Annotated in this window: 18 protein-coding genes; 16 read left to right on the top strand and 2 right to left on the bottom strand. The window is 60.9% G+C overall.

Going from position 1 to position 17,443, the window contains the following annotated elements:
• The first annotated feature begins 77 nt into the window (after nucleotides 1-77).
• Complete coding sequence (locus tag IU397_RS00090) at nucleotides 78-485, top strand: hypothetical protein (RefSeq protein WP_204409302.1); 408 nt, start codon at nucleotides 78-80, stop codon at nucleotides 483-485.
• A 269-nt stretch (nucleotides 486-754) separates the two neighbouring features.
• Here IU397_RS00090 and IU397_RS00085 read toward each other — a convergent pair whose 3' ends face one another.
• Nucleotides 755-1,867, bottom strand: coding sequence for an S-(hydroxymethyl)glutathione dehydrogenase/class III alcohol dehydrogenase (locus IU397_RS00085; protein WP_204409301.1), 1,113 nt, complete (start codon nucleotides 1,865-1,867; stop codon nucleotides 755-757).
• A gap of 146 nt (nucleotides 1,868-2,013) precedes the next feature.
• Here IU397_RS00085 and IU397_RS00080 point away from each other — a divergent pair, with 146 nt between their 5' ends.
• From IU397_RS00080 to IU397_RS00060, 5 genes are all read left to right on the top strand, one after another.
• Nucleotides 2,014-2,277: an I78 family peptidase inhibitor gene (locus tag IU397_RS00080; protein WP_204409300.1), complete on the top strand. Its 264-nt coding sequence runs from the start codon at nucleotides 2,014-2,016 to the stop codon at nucleotides 2,275-2,277.
• A 59-nt stretch (nucleotides 2,278-2,336) separates the two neighbouring features.
• A complete protein-coding gene (locus IU397_RS00075; RefSeq protein ID WP_204409298.1) occupies nucleotides 2,337-3,125 on the top strand; it encodes an exodeoxyribonuclease III in 789 nt (262 codons plus the stop codon).
• Between the two features lie 66 nt (nucleotides 3,126-3,191).
• Nucleotides 3,192-4,097, top strand: a complete 906-nt coding sequence (locus IU397_RS00070; RefSeq protein ID WP_204409296.1) for a co-chaperone YbbN — start codon at nucleotides 3,192-3,194, stop codon at nucleotides 4,095-4,097.
• 26 nt (nucleotides 4,098-4,123) lie between these two features.
• A complete protein-coding gene (locus IU397_RS00065) occupies nucleotides 4,124-4,768 on the top strand; it encodes an LON peptidase substrate-binding domain-containing protein (RefSeq protein WP_204410532.1) in 645 nt (214 codons plus the stop codon).
• On the top strand, nucleotides 4,765-4,953 hold the full coding sequence (locus IU397_RS00060; protein ID WP_204409295.1) for a Trm112 family protein: 189 nt from the start codon (nucleotides 4,765-4,767) through the stop codon (nucleotides 4,951-4,953). The genes IU397_RS00065 and IU397_RS00060 overlap by 4 nt, the downstream gene beginning before the upstream one ends.
• 2 nt (nucleotides 4,954-4,955) lie before the next feature.
• Here IU397_RS00060 and IU397_RS00055 read toward each other — a convergent pair whose 3' ends face one another.
• Nucleotides 4,956-6,179, bottom strand: coding sequence for a UbiH/UbiF/VisC/COQ6 family ubiquinone biosynthesis hydroxylase (locus IU397_RS00055; protein WP_204409294.1), 1,224 nt, complete (start codon nucleotides 6,177-6,179; stop codon nucleotides 4,956-4,958).
• 79 nt (nucleotides 6,180-6,258) lie between these two features.
• Here IU397_RS00055 and IU397_RS00050 point away from each other — a divergent pair, with 79 nt between their 5' ends.
• The 10 genes from IU397_RS00050 to IU397_RS00005 all read left to right on the top strand — a co-directional run bounded on the left by IU397_RS00050 (nucleotide 6,259) and on the right by IU397_RS00005 (nucleotide 17,210).
• On the top strand, nucleotides 6,259-7,587 hold the full coding sequence (locus IU397_RS00050; protein ID WP_204409292.1) for an amidase: 1,329 nt from the start codon (nucleotides 6,259-6,261) through the stop codon (nucleotides 7,585-7,587).
• A 164-nt stretch (nucleotides 7,588-7,751) separates the two neighbouring features.
• Entirely contained in the window at nucleotides 7,752-8,933 is a 1,182-nt protein-coding gene (locus IU397_RS00045) for an aminotransferase class I/II-fold pyridoxal phosphate-dependent enzyme (protein ID WP_204409290.1), read from the top strand.
• Between the two features lie 21 nt (nucleotides 8,934-8,954).
• Entirely contained in the window at nucleotides 8,955-11,735 is a 2,781-nt protein-coding gene (locus IU397_RS00040; RefSeq protein ID WP_204409288.1) for a DNA translocase FtsK, read from the top strand.
• Between the two features lie 123 nt (nucleotides 11,736-11,858).
• Nucleotides 11,859-12,362, top strand: coding sequence for an Rrf2 family transcriptional regulator (locus tag IU397_RS00035; protein ID WP_204409286.1), 504 nt, complete (start codon nucleotides 11,859-11,861; stop codon nucleotides 12,360-12,362).
• 16 nt (nucleotides 12,363-12,378) lie between these two features.
• A complete protein-coding gene (locus IU397_RS00030; protein ID WP_204409284.1) occupies nucleotides 12,379-12,834 on the top strand; it encodes a carboxymuconolactone decarboxylase family protein in 456 nt (151 codons plus the stop codon).
• Nucleotides 12,835-13,002: 168 nt separating this feature from the next.
• A complete protein-coding gene (locus tag IU397_RS00025; RefSeq protein WP_204409283.1) occupies nucleotides 13,003-13,608 on the top strand; it encodes an outer membrane lipoprotein carrier protein LolA in 606 nt (201 codons plus the stop codon).
• 147 nt (nucleotides 13,609-13,755) lie between these two features.
• Nucleotides 13,756-14,466 carry a hypothetical protein gene (locus IU397_RS00020; protein WP_204409281.1) on the top strand — a complete coding sequence of 237 codons (711 nt, stop codon included), beginning with the start codon at nucleotides 13,756-13,758 and terminating at the stop codon, nucleotides 14,464-14,466.
• Entirely contained in the window at nucleotides 14,466-15,959 is a 1,494-nt protein-coding gene (locus IU397_RS00015) for a TNT domain-containing protein (protein ID WP_204409279.1), read from the top strand. The genes IU397_RS00020 and IU397_RS00015 overlap by 1 nt, the downstream gene beginning before the upstream one ends.
• Before the next feature lie 30 nt (nucleotides 15,960-15,989).
• Complete coding sequence (locus IU397_RS00010) at nucleotides 15,990-16,253, top strand: hypothetical protein (RefSeq protein WP_204409277.1); 264 nt, start codon at nucleotides 15,990-15,992, stop codon at nucleotides 16,251-16,253.
• Between the two features lie 156 nt (nucleotides 16,254-16,409).
• A complete protein-coding gene (locus tag IU397_RS00005) occupies nucleotides 16,410-17,210 on the top strand; it encodes a DUF1194 domain-containing protein (protein WP_204409276.1) in 801 nt (266 codons plus the stop codon).
• The last annotated feature ends 233 nt before the right edge of the window (nucleotides 17,211-17,443 follow it).

Genomic DNA, 17,443 nt, shown 5'->3' with positions numbered 1-17,443 from the left:
TTTCCACCGCTTTTTTAAAGGAGATTAACGATGAAGATACTTATTCTTGTTAACACTGTCCCAGTATGGAGGGGCCCATGAAACAGATGTTGTTGGTACAAAATGATCTTGGTCAGGCATTGTCGCTGCGCGATGCATTTACCGAGGCAGGTTACGCGGTGTGCTGCGCCACCTCCATACGCGAGGCGATGCAACTGATCCTGACCCATCCCTTTGCCTTGATGCTGCTGGACGGCACGATGGAAGACACACCGCGGGTGCGGATGGACGACCTGATCTCGGTCGCCAGTGACGACACACCAGTTCTTATGCTGGGCGCAGATGAGCAGGCTACGGATATTTTCAACGCGCGGCACAATCTGCACGTTATTGAACGCGATCAGACCCTGCGGGATGTGAAAGCACTGGCGAACAAACTGACCCGGAATGCCTTTGAAATGCGCGATACGGGTGCCGCCAGCTACGTCTGCAAAGAAGCCGCTTAACCGACTGTCACGCTTGATATCACACAGTCATCGGCGGCCGATATCCTTATGTGAGGCACGGAGCCAGGCTTTGATGTGGATCCGGTCACTTAGGTCGCCAGATCGCAAAAGACGCCCCCAGTCTGTGGATTACATCGAACGGATCAAAATCCGTCCCACCGCGACGGCAAACGCCGGCCGAGACAAGCTGTGAAGCTGTCTCACCCCCGTGGCAGTCGATGAATACATGAAGCACGAAGGCGCGCAAATATCTGAGCCCGGTATGCTGATCAGAATATCACGACAGACCGGATCGACTTGCCCGCATGCATGAGGTCGAACCCTTCATTGATCTGATCCAACCCCATCGTATGCGTGATCATCGGATCGATCTCGATCTTGCCGTTCATGTACCAGTCCACGATCTTGGGCACGTCTGTCCGACCGCGGGCACCGCCAAATGCAGTGCCGCGCCAGATCCGGCCGGTCACCAGTTGGAAGGGACGAGTCGCAATCTCTGCCCCTGCCGGAGCGACCCCGATAATCACACTTTCGCCCCATCCCTTGTGCGCGGATTCCAGCGCGGTGCGCATAACGCTGACGCTACCTGTTGCATCAAAGGTATAGTCCGCACCGCCGTTGGTCAGGTCGACGAGGAAGGGCACCAGATCGCCCTCGACCTCGGACGGATTGACGAAATCCGTCATGCCGAACCGCGTCGCCATCTCGACCTTGCCGGGGTTCAGGTCGACACCCACGATCTGCTCCGCACCGACCAGCCGCAAACCCTGGATCACGTTCAGACCAATGCCCCCCAGACCGAACACGATCGCGCGGCTACCGGGCTCCACCTTGGCCGTGTTGATCACAGCGCCGATGCCCGTGGTCACCCCGCATCCGATGTAGCAAATCTTGTCAAACGGGGCATCCTCACGCACCTTAGCCAGCGCAATCTCGGGCAATACTGTGTGGTTCGAAAACGTGGAGCACCCCATATAATGTAGGATCGGATCACCATCCAAGGTTGAAAACCGCGAGGATCCATCCGGCATGAGCCCGGCGCCCTGGGTCGAACGGATCTTCTGGCACAGATTGGTCTTGGGGTTCAGACAATACTCGCATTCACGGCATTCCGGCGTGTAAAGCGGGATCACGTGATCACCAGGTTTCAGGCTGGTCACGCCCGCACCCACCTCCATCACGACGCCAGCCCCCTCGTGGCCCAGAATGGCGGGAAACATCCCCTCTGGATCGGCACCGGACAGGGTAAATTCATCGGTGTGGCAGATGCCGGTGGCCTTTATCTCGACCAGCACCTCACCGGCCCGTGGGCCATCCAGGTTGACGTCCATCACCTCAAGTGGTTGACCCGCCGTCGTGGCCACGGCTGCACGCGTTTTCATCTGAGGCTCCTCCCGTTAAACTGCCCGATGACCGTGTGCCAAGGCGCATACAAATGCAACCGTGCGAGGACGAAATGAAGACGTGGCCTGCCCTGATACTGATCGGGTGTCTGACAGCATGCACTACTGTGGATACGACCGACCCTGTGACCGACGTTGGTGGGGTCGGCGGTGGCACTGCCCTGCCCGTGGGGCGAGATGGATTGATCGAGCGGGAGCCGGATACCTGTAAGGCGTCGCAATACCAGACCGCAGTGGGCCAGAACCAAAGCATCGTTCCGACGTTGGGCTTGAACCGGCCCACGCGTGTCGTCGGCCCCGACGATATCGTGACGCAGGAATACAATCCCGGGCGGATCAACTTTGAGGTCAACAGATCGGGCCAGATCCGGCGCGTGACCTGCGGCTAGGTCTGGTGCCTGGCCGGTGCGCGCCTTAGGGTCCCGTCAAATCATTCGGGAGCTTTCACATGCCGTTCACCCTGGCCACATGGAATATCAACTCGGTCCGGTTGCGGGCCGATATCGTGGCGCGGTTGCTTCGGGAAGACGCGCCAGATGTGCTGTGCCTGCAGGAATGCAAATCGCCAGTCGACAAGATCCCGCTGGACGTGTTCGCGGCGCAAGGCTATCGCCACATGGTCGCGCGGGGTCAGAAAGGGTATAATGGTGTTGCCATTATCTCTAGCCTGCCTGTGGAAGAAGTCGCTGCAGAGGATTTCGCCGATCTTGGTCATGCCCGCCACATTGCCGGGCGACTCGAAAATGGCACCGTCATTCATAACTTCTATGTGCCAGCTGGCGGCGATGTGCCCGACCGCGACGCGAATGAGAAGTTCGGCCAAAAACTAGATTACCTGACCGCCATGCGAGACTGGTTCAGTGCCAACAAACCGGAAAAGCAGATCCTTGTGGGCGACTTGAACATCGCCCCCGGCGAGGAGGACGTCTGGTCCCACAAGCAATTGCTGAAAATCGTCTCCCACACGCCAATCGAGGTTGATCATCTTGGCCAGGTGCAGGAGGCTGGTGGCTGGATCGATGTCACGCGAAAGGACATCCCCGACGGCAAACTTTATAGCTGGTGGTCCTACCGGTCGCCCAATTGGGATAGTTCCGACAAGGGGCGACGGCTTGACCATATCTGGGCTAGCGCGGATATCGCCAATGCCTCCCATTCCAGCCGGATCCACCGCGATGCGCGTGGCTGGGAAAAGCCGTCGGATCACGCCCCCGTTTTTGCCACCTTCGATCTTTAGCCCGAAACCCTTGCAAGACAGGTCCGGTTGCGCCATCTAACCGACCGGACCACGCGGAGAGATGCGATGCTTGAACTCGGCCAAAACAGCGACGTGCCTGCGGGCGATCTGATCAAGGACAGCACCGAAGCCACATTCATGGCAGACGTGATTGAGGCATCGATGAATGTCCCTGTCATCGTCGATTTCTGGGCGGCCTGGTGTGGGCCGTGCAAGACGCTGGGCCCCGCGCTGGAGGCTGAGGTGCAAAAGGCCGGCGGCAAGGTCCGCATGGTCAAGGTCGATGTCGACCAGAACCAGGGCATCGCTGCACAGTTGCGCATCCAGTCGCTGCCAACGGTTTATGCCTTTTGGCAAGGCCAGCCAGTTGACGGGTTTCAAGGCGCGCTGCCAGGGTCCGAGATCAAGACATTCGTCGACAAGATCGCCGCATTGGCGGGCGATGGCGGGCTGAGCGATGCCGTTGACGCGGCAGAGGCGATGCTGGCCGAGGGGGCTGCGGCGGATGCGGCACAAACCTTTGCGGCGATCCTGGGCGAAGATCCCGTAAATGCTGCTGCTTATGGGGGCCTTGTGCGCGCTCATCTGGCCACGGAACAAACCGACCAGGCCGAAGCGCTGCTGAACAATGTACCCGATGAGATCAAGGATGCCGCAGAGGTTGAGGCGGCTCGCGCACAACTTGAGCTGCTCAAGCAAGCAGCGAATGCCGGGCCGGAAGCTGAACTGCGCAATGCCGTGGATGTAGCGCCGGACAACCATGAAGCCCGGTTCGACCTGGCAACCGCGCTCCATGCCAATGGCGATGTCGAAGGCGCCGTCGATGAACTGCTGGAATTGTTTCGCCGGGATCGGGAATGGAATGACGGCGCCGCCAAGACACAGATGTTTGTTATTTTTGATGCCCTCAAACCCGAGGATCCCATCGTGCTGCGCGGTCGCCGAAAACTTTCTTCGATGATATTTGCCTGATCAGGGTTCGCGCCTAAATCATGTCCATGTTTTCGGCAGCCGACCTCCCCGACGCAATCCCGGTCTTCCCGCTTCCGGGAGCGCTGCTTTTGCCACGCGCCCGGCTTCCGCTGCATATCTTTGAGCCGCGATACCTTGCCATGCTGGATGATACGCTGAAAACACAGCACCGGCTGATCGGGATGGTGCAGCCCCGCCAAGTACCGGAAAATGAAGACAAACGCCTTCACAGCATCGGGTGTGCAGGACGGGTCACCGCCTTTTCTGAAACCGAAGACGGCCGGTATATGATCACCCTTGCAGGGATCTCCCGGTATCGGATCAAATCCGAGGTAACCGGTTTTTCACCCTATGTGAAAGCTGAGGTCGATTGGGCCGGTTTTGATCGCGACCTTGGGTCGACCGAGCGGGACAAGGGCTTTGACCGGCCTGCCTTTCTGGACACGTTGGAGCGCTATTTCTCGGCTCATTCCCTCTCCACCGACTGGGACAGTCTGAAAGATGCGGAGGATGAGTTGTTGATCAACTCTCTTTCCATGCTTTGCCCGTTCGAAGTCGAAGACAAACAGGCTCTTCTGGAAGCGCCATCCCTGGCCACGCGGCGCGAAACTCTTGTAACGCTGATCGAGTTTTCGCTTCGCTCCGGCAATGGTGAAGAAATCATGCAATGACCGAGGGCGGCGGCACATTTGATCGCCGCATGCTGGAGGCATTGGTTTGCCCCCAGACCCAGGCCGTGCTGACCTATGATGCCGATCAGCAAGAACTGATCTCAAAATCCGCGCATCTCGCCTTTCCCATCCGCAACGGCATTCCGATCCTGTTGATCGACGAGGCGCGCAAGATCGACGACTAGCGCTAGATCGGTTGGCCCTGCAGCAGGCGGGGAAGATCACCGTTCAAACCAGCCGCTTCTCGCATCAATCTGCGCCGCAGGCCAGGCATCGCCGTGACCAATGACATGCCAAGGTCACGCCCCAATCGCAAAACAGGATTGTCATTCGAGAACAGCGCGTTGAACCCGTCCGTGGCCATCGCCAGCGCCGCCCGGTCAAAGCTGCGCCACTGGCGATATCGCGCCAGCACATCGGATGCACCAAAGTCTTCACCCCGCCGGTTGGCATCTGCGATAACCTCCGCCAGCGTCCCCACATCGCGCAGACCCTGGTTCAGACCCTGCCCTGCAATCGGATGCACACCCATCGCCGCATCCCCCACTAGGGCAAGGCGCCGATCCGTGATCTGACGCGCCATCGACAGGCCCAGGGGATAGGAAAACCGTAACCCGCACAGCCGGAAATCACCCAGAAAATCACCCACACGCGGGCACAGCATCGCCAAAAATGCAGCGTCATCCAAGCTTGCAATGTGACGGGCCAAGGGCCGACGCTCACTCCATACGATGGAGCTTCGGTCTTGGCTCAGGGGCAAAATCGCCAGGGGTCCGCCCGGCATAAAGAATTGATGCGCAATCCCATGATGCGGCTTTTCGTGCTGGATCGCACAAACCAGCGCATCCTGATGGTAATCCCGCTCGAACCGCTTGATGCCTGCGCGCGCAGCTGTTCCGCTTTGTCGCCCATCCGCGCCCACCAAAAGACGCCCGCGCAGGGTCCGGCCCGACGCCGTCTCGGCCTCCGCATGGGAGCCCACGGTCTGGGCTGTAATCGTCTCATCCGGCAAATGATCAATCCGGGGGCTTTCATCAACGGCGCGCAGCAAAACCCGGCGCAGGAAGCGGTCCTCAACCAGATATCCCATCGGGCCGTCTTCAATCTCTCCTCGGTCAAAATGCAAAAAGAAGGGGCTGCTTCCTTCGCCTGCGCGACCGTCGCTTGCCTTCACCTCGTGGATCGGTTGGGCGGCCTTATTCAGCATATCCCACAGGCCCAAGGCACCCAACAACCGGGACGACGCCAATGCCAGGGCATAACTGCGCCCGTCAAAATCGGCCGCGCTACGATATTCAGCAGAGAGCCTGTCTACCAGCGCGATGCGCAGCCCGGCCTGGGCCAACGCCAGGGCAAGTGTGGTACCATTCAATCCACCACCCGCGATAATAACGTCATGATCATTTGCCATGGCTTCAATATGAACGCGCGCGCGCCATTGTCCATAAGCCCCACAGACGCTAGTTTGCCGCAGGCAGGAGGACGGGGTTTTGAACAAGTGGTTAAGCACGGGCGCAGTTGAACTGGGCCGCGCGATTGGGACAGGTGAGGTTGATCCTGTTGATCTGACAGAGGTTTTTCTGTCGACCATCGCAGAACACCCCCATCGCGACAGGATCTATGCCCGCTTGACGCCCGACCGTGCCCGGGCCGAAGCGCGGGCCGCGTCACAGCGCGCCAAACTCAAGCTGCGGCGCAGCATCCTCGACGGCGTTCCGATCTCCTGGAAGGATCTGTTCGATACGGCTGGCACAGTGACAGAGGCCGGAACAGCCCTGCTACGAGACCGCTCGCCCAACCGGGATGCGACCGTCCTGGAAATGGCGACAGGCGCCGGGTTGGTCTGCCTGGGCAAGACCCACATGACCGAACTCGCCTTCTCGGGGCTTGGCCTGAACCCGGTCACGGCCTCCCCTCCTTGCGTCAATGATGTCGATGCCGTGTCGGGTGGGTCGTCTTCGGGGGCGGCGACCTCGGTGGCCTTTGGCTTGGCCGCAGCGGGCATCGGGTCGGATACCGGCGGGTCGGTCCGGATCCCATCGGCTTGGAATGATCTGGTCGGGCTCAAGACCTCAACGGGCCTCCTCCCCTTGACTGGTGTTGTGCCGCTATGCGCCCGCTTTGATACGGTGGGCCCGCTCTGTCGCAATGTAGAGGATGCTGCCCATCTTCTGGCTGCCATGTCTGGCACCGCGGCACCCGATCTGCACCAGACCTCCCTGACCGGTGCCAAGTTGCTCGCCCTGCAGAACGTGGCACTGGATGACATTCGCGATCAACCCCATGTTGGCTACAAAAGCGCAGTCGAACGTCTGCAGGCCGCGGGTGCAGAAGTGGACCGCCGCGACATCCCGCTGGTCAGCGACGCGATGGCCCTGTCGAGCACCCTTTTTGCTCCCGAAGCCTACGGAACCTGGGGTCACCTGATTGCGGCCAAACCCGACCTCATGTTCAAGGAGGTCCGCGAACGGTTCGAAACGGGCAAATCCGTCAGCGCGCCTGACTTTGTCGCCGGTTGGCAAAAGCTTGAAGGTCTGCGTGTGCGGTTCTGGGCCGAGGTTGCCGGGTATGATGCCGTAATCCTGCCGACCAGCCCGATCATGCCCCCGAATATGCAGCGCCTCACGGATGACAGTGACTATTTTGTGGCCGAAAACCTGCTGGCGCTGCGCAATACCCGCATCGGCAACCTGATGGATGCGGCGGCACTGACGCTTCCCACCGGTGTGCCATCAACAGGCATCACCCTGATGACCCCACGGGAGACGGAACTGCGCCTCCTCCGTCTGGGCATGGCTGCGGAGGAGGCCTTGTCCTAGGCGCCCGCCAAATAGGCCATCACCCCAGCGGCGCAAAAGCCACATCCGCACCACCGCCCCCATCCCGCGTCAGTTGTTTTTCTGGACCCTCCCGCTGGACTTCCCTACTGTGTTGCCAAACCGGGACACCTACGATCCCGACCTGAGGCAATAGCGGTATCCACATGACGTTCCCCGAGCGGTTCGAAGACCTGCCAGAATATGCGTTCCCGCGTCTTGCGACCTTGCTCAAGGGCCGCGCGCCGGGCGGCCCCGAGATCAATATGACCATTGGCGAGCCACGCCATGACATGCCGCCCTTTCTGGCCGATGTCCTGGCGCAAGCGATGGCAGGCTTCGCGAAATATCCACCCAATCCGGGCTCGGACGATCTGTTGGCAGCCATCGCAGACTGGATTGGCGAGCGCTATGGCCTTGATGTAGATCCCGCGCGCCAGGTCATGGCTTTGAACGGCACACGCGAAGGGCTGTTTAACGCCTGCGTGGCGCTTTGCCCTGAAACCAAGGCGGGCCAGCGCCCGGTTGTCCTGATCCCGAACCCGTTTTACCAGGTCTATGCCGTCGCGGCGATGGCCGTGGGCGCTGAGCCGGTCTACGTTCCTGCGACGCCCGAAACCGGCAACCTGCCCGATTTTGGGGCCCTGCCGCAGGATATTCTGGACCGGACCGCCATCGCCTATCTCTGCTCCCCGTCGAACCCACAAGGCGCGGTTGCCGATACCACCTACTGGACCCGGCTCATCGCACTTGCCGAACAGCACGATTTCAAGGTCTTCGCGGATGAGTGCTATTCGGAGGTCTACCGCGACGCACCACCCTCGGGGGCCCTGCCCACCGCGCGGGCCATGGGGGCCCATCCCGAACGGGTCGCGATTTTCCATTCCCTATCGAAACGGTCGAACCTGCCGGGCCTGCGATCTGGCTTTGTTTCGGCAGGCCCCGAAAGCATCGCCCGCATCCGCACTTTGCGCGCCTATTCAGGCAGCCCCCTTCCCCTGCCCCTGCAAATGGTCGCCACGCGGGTCTGGCAGGACGAAACCCATGTTGAGCAAAGCCGCGCACTCTACAATCAGAAATACGCCATCGCGGACCGTATCCTGGGCGATCTGCCCGGCTACAAATCCCCCGAAGCTGGCTTTTTCCTGTGGCTCCCCATCCCCGATGGGGAGACCGCCACGGTCAAACTGTGGGAAGAAACCGGCGTCAAGGTCCTGCCCGGTGGCTATCTGGGCCGCGAGGTCGATGGCACAAACCCGGGCCACCCCTATATCCGCGTCGCAATGGTTGTCACGCCCGACGAATTAGAAGACGGACTGACCCGTCTCAAGACTTGCCTCTACCCATAAAAATATAACGAGCAGACACATATGGCCTATCAGACAAAGCAACGGGACCCCCTCTTTGACAGCACCATGCAGGCCGCCCTTGAACGGCGTAGCAAGGAGTTGATCGGGATCGGCCTGGTTGCCGTCGCCCTGTTGCTGGCGGCGCTGCTGTTCTCGTTCGTGCCTGAAGATACCAACTGGATCTCTGCCACCGACCAGGCCGCGCAAAACTGGCTGGGCCGCGGGGGCGCTACGGTCGCATTGGTGCTGTTTTTCGTTCTGGGTTTCGCAGCCTGGATACTGCCCCTGGTGATTGCCGCCTGGGGCATACGCTTCATCCTGAAAACCGGGCATGAACGGGTCTTGGGGCGGTCCCTTCTGGCGATCCTTGTTGTGGCCATCGCCTCCGCCTATGCCGCATCGCTCGGTGCGCCCACCGCCTTGACGGGTGAGTTTGGCCGTGGCGGCGCGTTGGGCGATACGGTGCTGGGTCTGCTTGTCATCCTGTCGCCGATCCAAGCCAGCTTGGTGGTCAAGATCCTGGGCTTTGTACTGGGTCTGGCCACACTCGCACTGACCCCCTTCGCCATGGGCTTCACCTGGGCAGAAACAAAGCGGCTCCTGGCATTCCTTTTGATCGGTTTGATCCGCGTTTATGGCAGCCTGATGACCACGGCCGGTCGCGGCGCACAAACCACCGCCGCCATGGCCCGCACCATGCGCGACCGGCAAGCCACCCGCAAAGCCCTGTTGCCCGACCCCAAGAATGCGGATTTCGTGGCTGAACCACTGACCATCAACAGCCCTCCCATTTTGCGCGCCGAAAAGCCGGTCAAGCAGGGTCTGCTGGGTCAGATGACGGCTATCGTGAAACGCCCCGCCGAACCGGTCGAGATCGAAGACGAATTGGTGATCGAAGACCTGGCCGCCAACCTGCCAGACGACGCTCCGCCCGAAGACCGCATCAAGGCGCGCATCGCCGATGCGATCCGCCTGCGCGCGCGCCAGGGCCGTGCCGCCACAACGCGCGCCGAACCCCCGGTTCTGCGGTCCGAACCACCCCTGCGCGCCCGCAAACCAGAACCGCTGTTGATCAAGACGCCCGGCGCGATCCCGCCCGCCCCCATGGCCGAGCTTGATCCAGTAATCGAAGAGCCGCCAGCGCCCGCAAGCTATACCATGCCCACGGCGGATCCGGTCGAACAGCCCCGCGCTGTCGTCCAGCACCCCGCGCGCAAAGCCCCTGCCCCGTCCCGCCAGGCCGCGGCCGAAGCGCAGCCTTCGCTCGCCCTTGGAACCACGCCCGAGGCCGATTGGGAATTTCCACCGTTATCGCTGCTGGGCAGCCCCGAAGCGATCCAACGCCACCAGCTCAGCGATGAATCGCTCGAAGAAAACGCCCGTATGCTGGAAAACGTGCTGGATGATTACGGGGTCAAAGGCGAAATCGTCAGCGTCCGCCCCGGCCCCGTCGTCACCATGTATGAATTGGAACCTGCCCCGGGTCTCAAAGCCTCCCGCGTGATCGGGCTGGCCGATGATATCGCGCGCTCGATGTCCGCGCTCAGCGCCCGCGTCTCGACCCTGCCGGGCCGCAGCGTGATCGGGATCGAACTGCCCAATGCCACACGCGAAAAGGTCGTCCTGCGTGAAATCCTGTCAGCCCGTGACTTTGGCGACGCCAACATGCGCCTGCCCCTGGCACTGGGCAAGGATATCGGCGGCGGCTCCATGGTCGCCAACTTGGCCAAAATGCCTCACCTGCTGATCGCAGGGACAACCGGCTCCGGTAAATCCGTGGCGATCAACACCATGATCCTGTCGCTCCTCTACCGGCTCTCGCCCGAGGAATGCCGCCTGATCATGATCGACCCCAAGATGCTGGAACTCAGCGTTTATGACGGCATCCCTCACCTGCTCTCCCCCGTCGTCACCGATCCCAAAAAGGCGGTCGTCGCACTGAAATGGGTCGTGGGTGAGATGGAGGATCGCTACCGCAAGATGTCCAAGATGGGCGTCCGCAATATCGAGGGCTACAACGGCCGCGTCAAAGACGCGCTGGCCAAGGGCGAAATGTTCAGCCGCACCGTCCAGACCGGTTTCGACGATGAGACCGGCGAGCCCGTCTTTGAAACCGATGAATTTGCGCCCGAGGCCCTGCCCTTCATCGTCGTCATCGTCGATGAGATGGCTGACCTGATGATGGTGGCGGGCAAGGAGATCGAGGCCTGTATCCAGCGCCTCGCTCAGATGGCGCGCGCCTCTGGTATCCATCTGATCATGGCCACGCAGCGCCCCTCGGTCGATGTGATCACCGGCACGATCAAGGCCAATTTCCCGACCCGGATCAGCTTCCAGGTCACGTCCAAAATCGACAGCCGCACGATCCTGGGTGAAATGGGCGCAGAGCAACTCTTGGGCATGGGTGACATGCTCTACATGGCGGGTGGAGGTAAGATCACCCGCTGCCATGGCCCGTTCGTCAGCGATGAAGAGGTCGAAGAGGTCGTAAAACACCTCAAGATGCAGGGCCCGCCTGAATATATCGGCGGCGTCGTGGACGGCCCGGATGAGGATAAGGAAAGCAGCATCGATCAGGTCCTGGGCCTTGGCGGCAATACCGATGGTGAAGATGCGCTCTATGATCAGGCCGTGCAGGTCGTACTGAATGACCGCAAATGCTCCACCTCCTACATCCAGCGCAAGCTTGCCATCGGCTATAACAAGGCCGCCCGACTGGTGGAACAGATGGAGGATAATGGCCTCGTCAGCGCCTCCAACCATGTCGGTAAGCGTGAAATCCTGGTGCCCGAGCAGCAATAAACTGCAGGGTCGATCCATGCATGACCAATAACCAACGGAGTTAAATTTCGGGGCTCAGGCTCACGGTATTGATCTTCCCGTATTCATGGATAAAATATATCCACGAATCGAAGGACGCACGAAATGAAATTAGGCGACGGGGTCGAACAATCCATCCATGCCGTGGCGATGTTGGCGGGGCTCGCCGAAGGCGACCTTCTGTCTGCCGCCGCCCTCGCTAAATTTCACGGTGTCTCCACCAGCTATCTGCTCAAGCATCTCCAGGCGCTCTCCCGCGCGCAAATCCTCGCCACGGTCCCGGGTCCAAAGGGCGGCTATTTCATCGCAAAACCGCCTGAACAGATCACGCTGCTGGACATTGTTCTGGCGGTCGACGGGCCGGAGCCCGCCTTTCGCTGCAAGGAAATCCGCCGCAACGGCCCCAATCCTTTGCCGGATAACTACTTCACCGCGCCGTGCCAGATCAGCGCCGCCATGCTGCGCGCCGAACGCGCCTATCGATCTGAATTGCGGATGGTGACCATCGCCGATCTGCTCGCCCAGGTCATCGCCCAGGATGATGGTCGGCTGGCCGCGCGCAGCTGCGCTTTTCTCGATGCCAACCTGCGCCATACCAAACCCACCTGACCCGAAAGGATACCCGATGGAACCGCGCCTCAACTACATGACCGCCGCCCCCGATGCGTTCAAAGCCGTCCTCGCGCTCGAAGAGTTCGTGACCCAAAAATCCGGTCTCGACCACCGGTTGCTGCACCTGCTGAAACTCCGCGCCTCCCATATCAACAGCTGTGCCTTCTGCATCGACATGCATGTGAAAGAGGCACGCCGGGCCGGTCTGTCAGAACAATGGATCGCCCTTGTTCCCGTCTGGCGGGATACGCCGATCTATGACGCCCGCGAACGCGCGCTGCTCGCCTGGACCGAAGCGTTGACCAATGTCGCCCAAACCGGTGCCCCCGCTGCCGATTTCGACGGCTTGAAGCCGCATTTCTCCCAAGATGAGATCGCAAAACTCACCGTCGCCATCGGCATGATCAACGTTTGGAACCGCATCGCCGTCGGCTTCCGAACCCAGCATCCTGTCGATCCCGTCAACTGATCACCCAGGTATGCGCGGCCCAACCGCGCATACCATCACGCTCTTGTGATGGTGCCACACCTTTTGCAACCCGACAACACGGCCCTGATATTGCCTATCAACGGCCCGGCTGGCTATTTCCTGCCAAAGGTGCTGCAGACCCGCGGCAAAGTTTCTATTTAGGAAGCCATGAAAATGATCAAAGCATTGGCGGCAATCGCCCTTTGGACCGCGCTGGCGATGCCCGCCCTGGCCCAGAAAATTCCGTTGAACGAGTTGTCCAGCTATCTCAACGGCCTTGAGACCGCGAAAAGCACATTCACCCAGGTCAATGAAGACGGCACAATTTCCACCGGCACGATCTATATCCGGCGCCCGGGTCGCGTGCGGTTCGAATATGATCCACCCGACAACAACCTTGTGATCGCAGGCGGTGGTCAGGTCGCTGTGTTCGATCCCAAATCCAATGTCCCGCCCGAGCAATATCCGCTGAAACGGACCCCGTTGAACCTGATCCTTGAACGCAACGTCAATCTGGGTCGCGCCAAGATGGTCACCGGTCACAGCCAGGATGACGCAAAAACCCTGGTCCGCGCCCAGGATCCCGAACATCCCGAATACGGCAATATCCAACTGGTCTTCACCGCCAATCCGACGGAGCTGCGCCAGTGGATCATCACCGATGACAGCGGCACCCAGACAACCGTGATCCTGGGGGAGCTAGAGAAAGGCATCAACATGCAGCCTTCGCTCTTTAGCATCACGCGCGAGGCGCAAAAGCGCGGCTTCAACTAAGCCGTATTCGGGGGCGATACACCGCCTTGTGATCTCGCGCCGCGTCATGCCGGGCCCCGGCCGCGGGACCTGGCGATTGACGGGACCAGGCAAATTGGTCCATTAGAGTGCCATTAAGACACCGTTCATTTTTCAGGACCAATGCACATGCAACGCTTCTCGCGCGATACCTTCGCGCGCATCGAAGACCGCGCGGCTGACCAATGGGATACGGCCACCGCCATCTTCCTGAAACAGCAGTTCCCCGACCATATCTCTGCAATGGGGGCCGAGACAGACGACCTGAAACGGCTCAGCCAGACCGTTCGGCAGGACCTGTCTCGCTACAATATCGCGGCGGATCAATCGGTGCGCCGTCTCTGCATCGTCGCATTGACCCTGGGCACGTTTTTTACCGTCGATCCCCGGTTCGTCCCTGATATCACCTACGCGCTCGACAAATACTGGCGGCCCGAGCAAGACCGCGTCAGCACCGCCGTTGCCGCCACCCATGAATGGGCCGCTTATGCCTGGGCAGAGGATGGCCTGCCCGCCTTCGGAATCCGCTTGGCCGACCTGATCCAGGCAGACGCCCCCCTGCGCGACCCCTATCCAAGCCACCCCGCCCTGCCGGGTCAATCGCGCCTGATCACCGCCCAGCTTGATCAGACCTTTTTCGAAACCTGCGGGACAGAAAGCGCCCGCCACGGGATCGATGCCCATTGGCAGCGCCGCGCCCATGCCTATATCGCCTGCGCCCACGGGGCCCGGTGGCTGGACGATCCGCAATTCCCCCGCCTTCACCGTGCCTTTGCAGCAGCCACGACCCGGGATGATCTCGCCACAGCGCTCAACACCTATTACGGGGGCTTCGCATAATGGGTGGTCCGACAGATGCCGCCGCCCTCGCCCAGGCCGATGCCGCCGCCATGTCCGGGTCGGGACCGGCCCCCGCCGCCACGTTCTGTGAATGGTGCGAAGACAACTGGGTGGAGGTTGCAGGCGTCGATGAAGGGACAGGCGAGCCACTGGCCAACGTGCCTTATCGGGTCTACGACCTGCCGACGAAAACGCTCCTCGTCTCGGGTATCCTGAATGAGGAGGGCATGTCCCCCCGCCACCCGATCCCCGTCGCCTATCAAAACCTCTTTGTGGTCATCGGCACCCCACAAGCAATGGACGAGGCGCTCGCGAATATCGACGAGGCCCAACGCCAGAACGCGCTCCAGGCAAATGCCGTGCCCGATTGGCGCGGCATACCCGCGGGCCTGAACGAACAGCAATTCAACGACGCCTATGACCAAAACACGATCGACAATGGCGGGCGCTTCCTGAAACCCAGCGTCGGCCTGTTCGAAGGTGCATTCTACGGCTATCGCCACCTTTGGCGTTCCATGACCCAGGGCTCCGACGCGGCCATCCAACAGCTGTACGTCGATGACCGCGCTCTGAGTTTCGAGGATTATCAACTCGCCACCGGCGCCCGCGAAGCCACCGACGGTGAAAGCTTCGCCGGTGGCGCGGGCCAGGGCCTGACCTTTGGGTTCGGAGACGAGGCGATGTCGGGTCTCCAATCCATCTTCGACCCCCGCCCCTATGACGAGGTGCTGGCCGAACGGCGTCAATTGATGGCAGCCGAACAGATCGCCAATCCGAACTGGTTCATGGGGGGTGAGATCGTGGGCGCCGCCGCCACGGTCTTTGTCCCCGTCGGCGCGGCCGCCAATGCTGCCCGCGGGGCAGGCATCGGACGTACCATGATGGCAGGTGCGGGAACCGGCGCGGGCCTGGGCGCGGTATCGGGGTTCGGCCATGACGAAGGCGGCTTTGTCGAACGACTCGACGGCGCAGCCGAAGGTGCGATCTATGGCGGCGTGGCGGGCGCGTTGCTGGCAGGGGTGGGTGTCCTCATCGCCCGTGGCGTGGCCAAGACCCGCATCTGGGCCCGCGCCCGGAGGCAAGGCGGACGCGCCGCACCCAAGCGTGAACCCTACCACAACCCCAACCTCGATGAGCAATGGTACCGCGCCGATAATGGCGAACTGCGCTGGCCGCCCAATGATGGCTTCGCAGGTCCACCGCAATCCAGCACGCTGCAACCCGGCACCATGATCGATCGCTATGCCGGTCGTCCACCGGAGCTCGACGGGGGGCGCTATTTCTCTCCGGCGGGGGCGTCCTTTGAAAGCCGGGCCCTGCCCTATAACCCCGCCACGCAGCAATTGTCGCAATTTGAAGTTCTGCGCCCGATCCCGGTACAATCGGGCACCGCAGCGCCGTGGTTCGGCCAAACCGGCGGGGCGACGCAATACATGACCACCATGAGCACCAGCGAAATGCTGGAACAAGGCTTCATCCGCGTGGTCCCTTGATCACCACCACCTGCAGGAGGGAACACGAAAATGAGAATGACGGTCACCGACATGATCGGGCGTCTCACCGCCCATGGGGTGCCCGACTGGATGTATACGGTCGGCAGCCTCGGCGGGGGGGAGATCGACGGCATCGCCCAACGCAACGACGGCACCTGGATCACCTATTACAGCGAACGGGGCGCCATGCGCAGCATCAAGGAATGGCCGTCTGAGGCCGAGGCCACCGCCGATCTTTTCGCCAAGGTTGAAAAATTCGCGCGCTTCAAAGGTGTCTGGAAAGATATCCCCTGATTGCTGCTGCGGCCAAACGCGCCGTTTGACAGACCGCCCCCGGCCTCACCCCCACTGACCAAACCTTGTGCAGCCGCGTAGCCCTTCACGCGCAATGTGATCGACACCGATTGGAAACAATTGGACCTGTCAGGGGTCATTGGGCATGCTGACCCCATGAAATGGCTCACATCAGCGTTTGCGGCCTTGGCTCTGGCCCTCACATCCCCCGCGGCGGCCGATGGGGTCGAAGTTGACCTGGAGCTTGTGCTGATGGTCGACGTCTCCCGCTCCATGACCGAGCGGGAGTTAGAGATCCAGCGCCGCGGATATGCCGCGGCTTTACAATCCGAGGCTGTCTATCAGGCCGTGCAATCGGGCCTGCTGCAAAGCGTCGCCATGACCTATATCGAATGGGCGGGCACGCAGGAGGTGATCGTCGATTGGCGCGTGCTGCAAACGCGGGATGATCTCGCCGCCTTCGCCGATACGCTGACCTCGCAGTTCAATCCGGCGCTAAGGCGGACCTCCATCTCCGAAGCGATCCTCTTCGGCGCAGAGCGGATCAATAACAACATCTATAGCGGGCTGCGTCAGGTCATCGACATCTCGGGTGACGGTCCCAATAACCAAGGCCGCGGCGTGATAGAGGCGCGGGATGCCGTCCTCGCTCAAGGGATCGTGATCAATGGCCTGCCCCTTCTGACGCGAGAGGGGCTGGGTCAGGATTGGCATCTCGACCGGCTGGATCTCTACTACGAAAACTGTGTCATCGGCGGGCCGGGATCCTTTGTCATTCCGGTTCTCGAATGGGACGACTTTGCCGAAGCTGTGCGTCGCAAGCTGGTGCTTGAAATGGTCTCGAACCCGGCACCCGAACAGCTGATCCAAGCCCAAGTCGTGGAGCGTGACCCGACCGACTGCCTGATCGGTGAAAAGATCTGGCAAGATCGCCGCCGGTACTGGGACCTACCCTGACAACGGCCCCGGTCGTCACTTCAACGACACCTATCTCCCGCGAAATGGCATCGACTGTCGGATCATCATCGACCTAAACTGCGCTACGATGCGGAACATGTCCGCAAAGAGCTTATTTTGTTGAAGAGGTCGCAGTGATTTGAGGTTCTGGCAGCCTCGCTGGGCTGTTCGCGGGCTTATTGTTCCGCTGGTTGTACCGGGCGGCCTGTCGGTCTGTCGTTTTGCCGGTTCGG

Origin of the sequence: Actibacterium sp. 188UL27-1, from assembly GCF_016901225.1 — a bacterium.
In the GTDB taxonomy this organism is placed as follows: domain Bacteria; phylum Pseudomonadota; class Alphaproteobacteria; order Rhodobacterales; family Rhodobacteraceae; genus 188UL27-1.
This window is presented reverse-complemented; position numbering and strand designations above follow the sequence as displayed.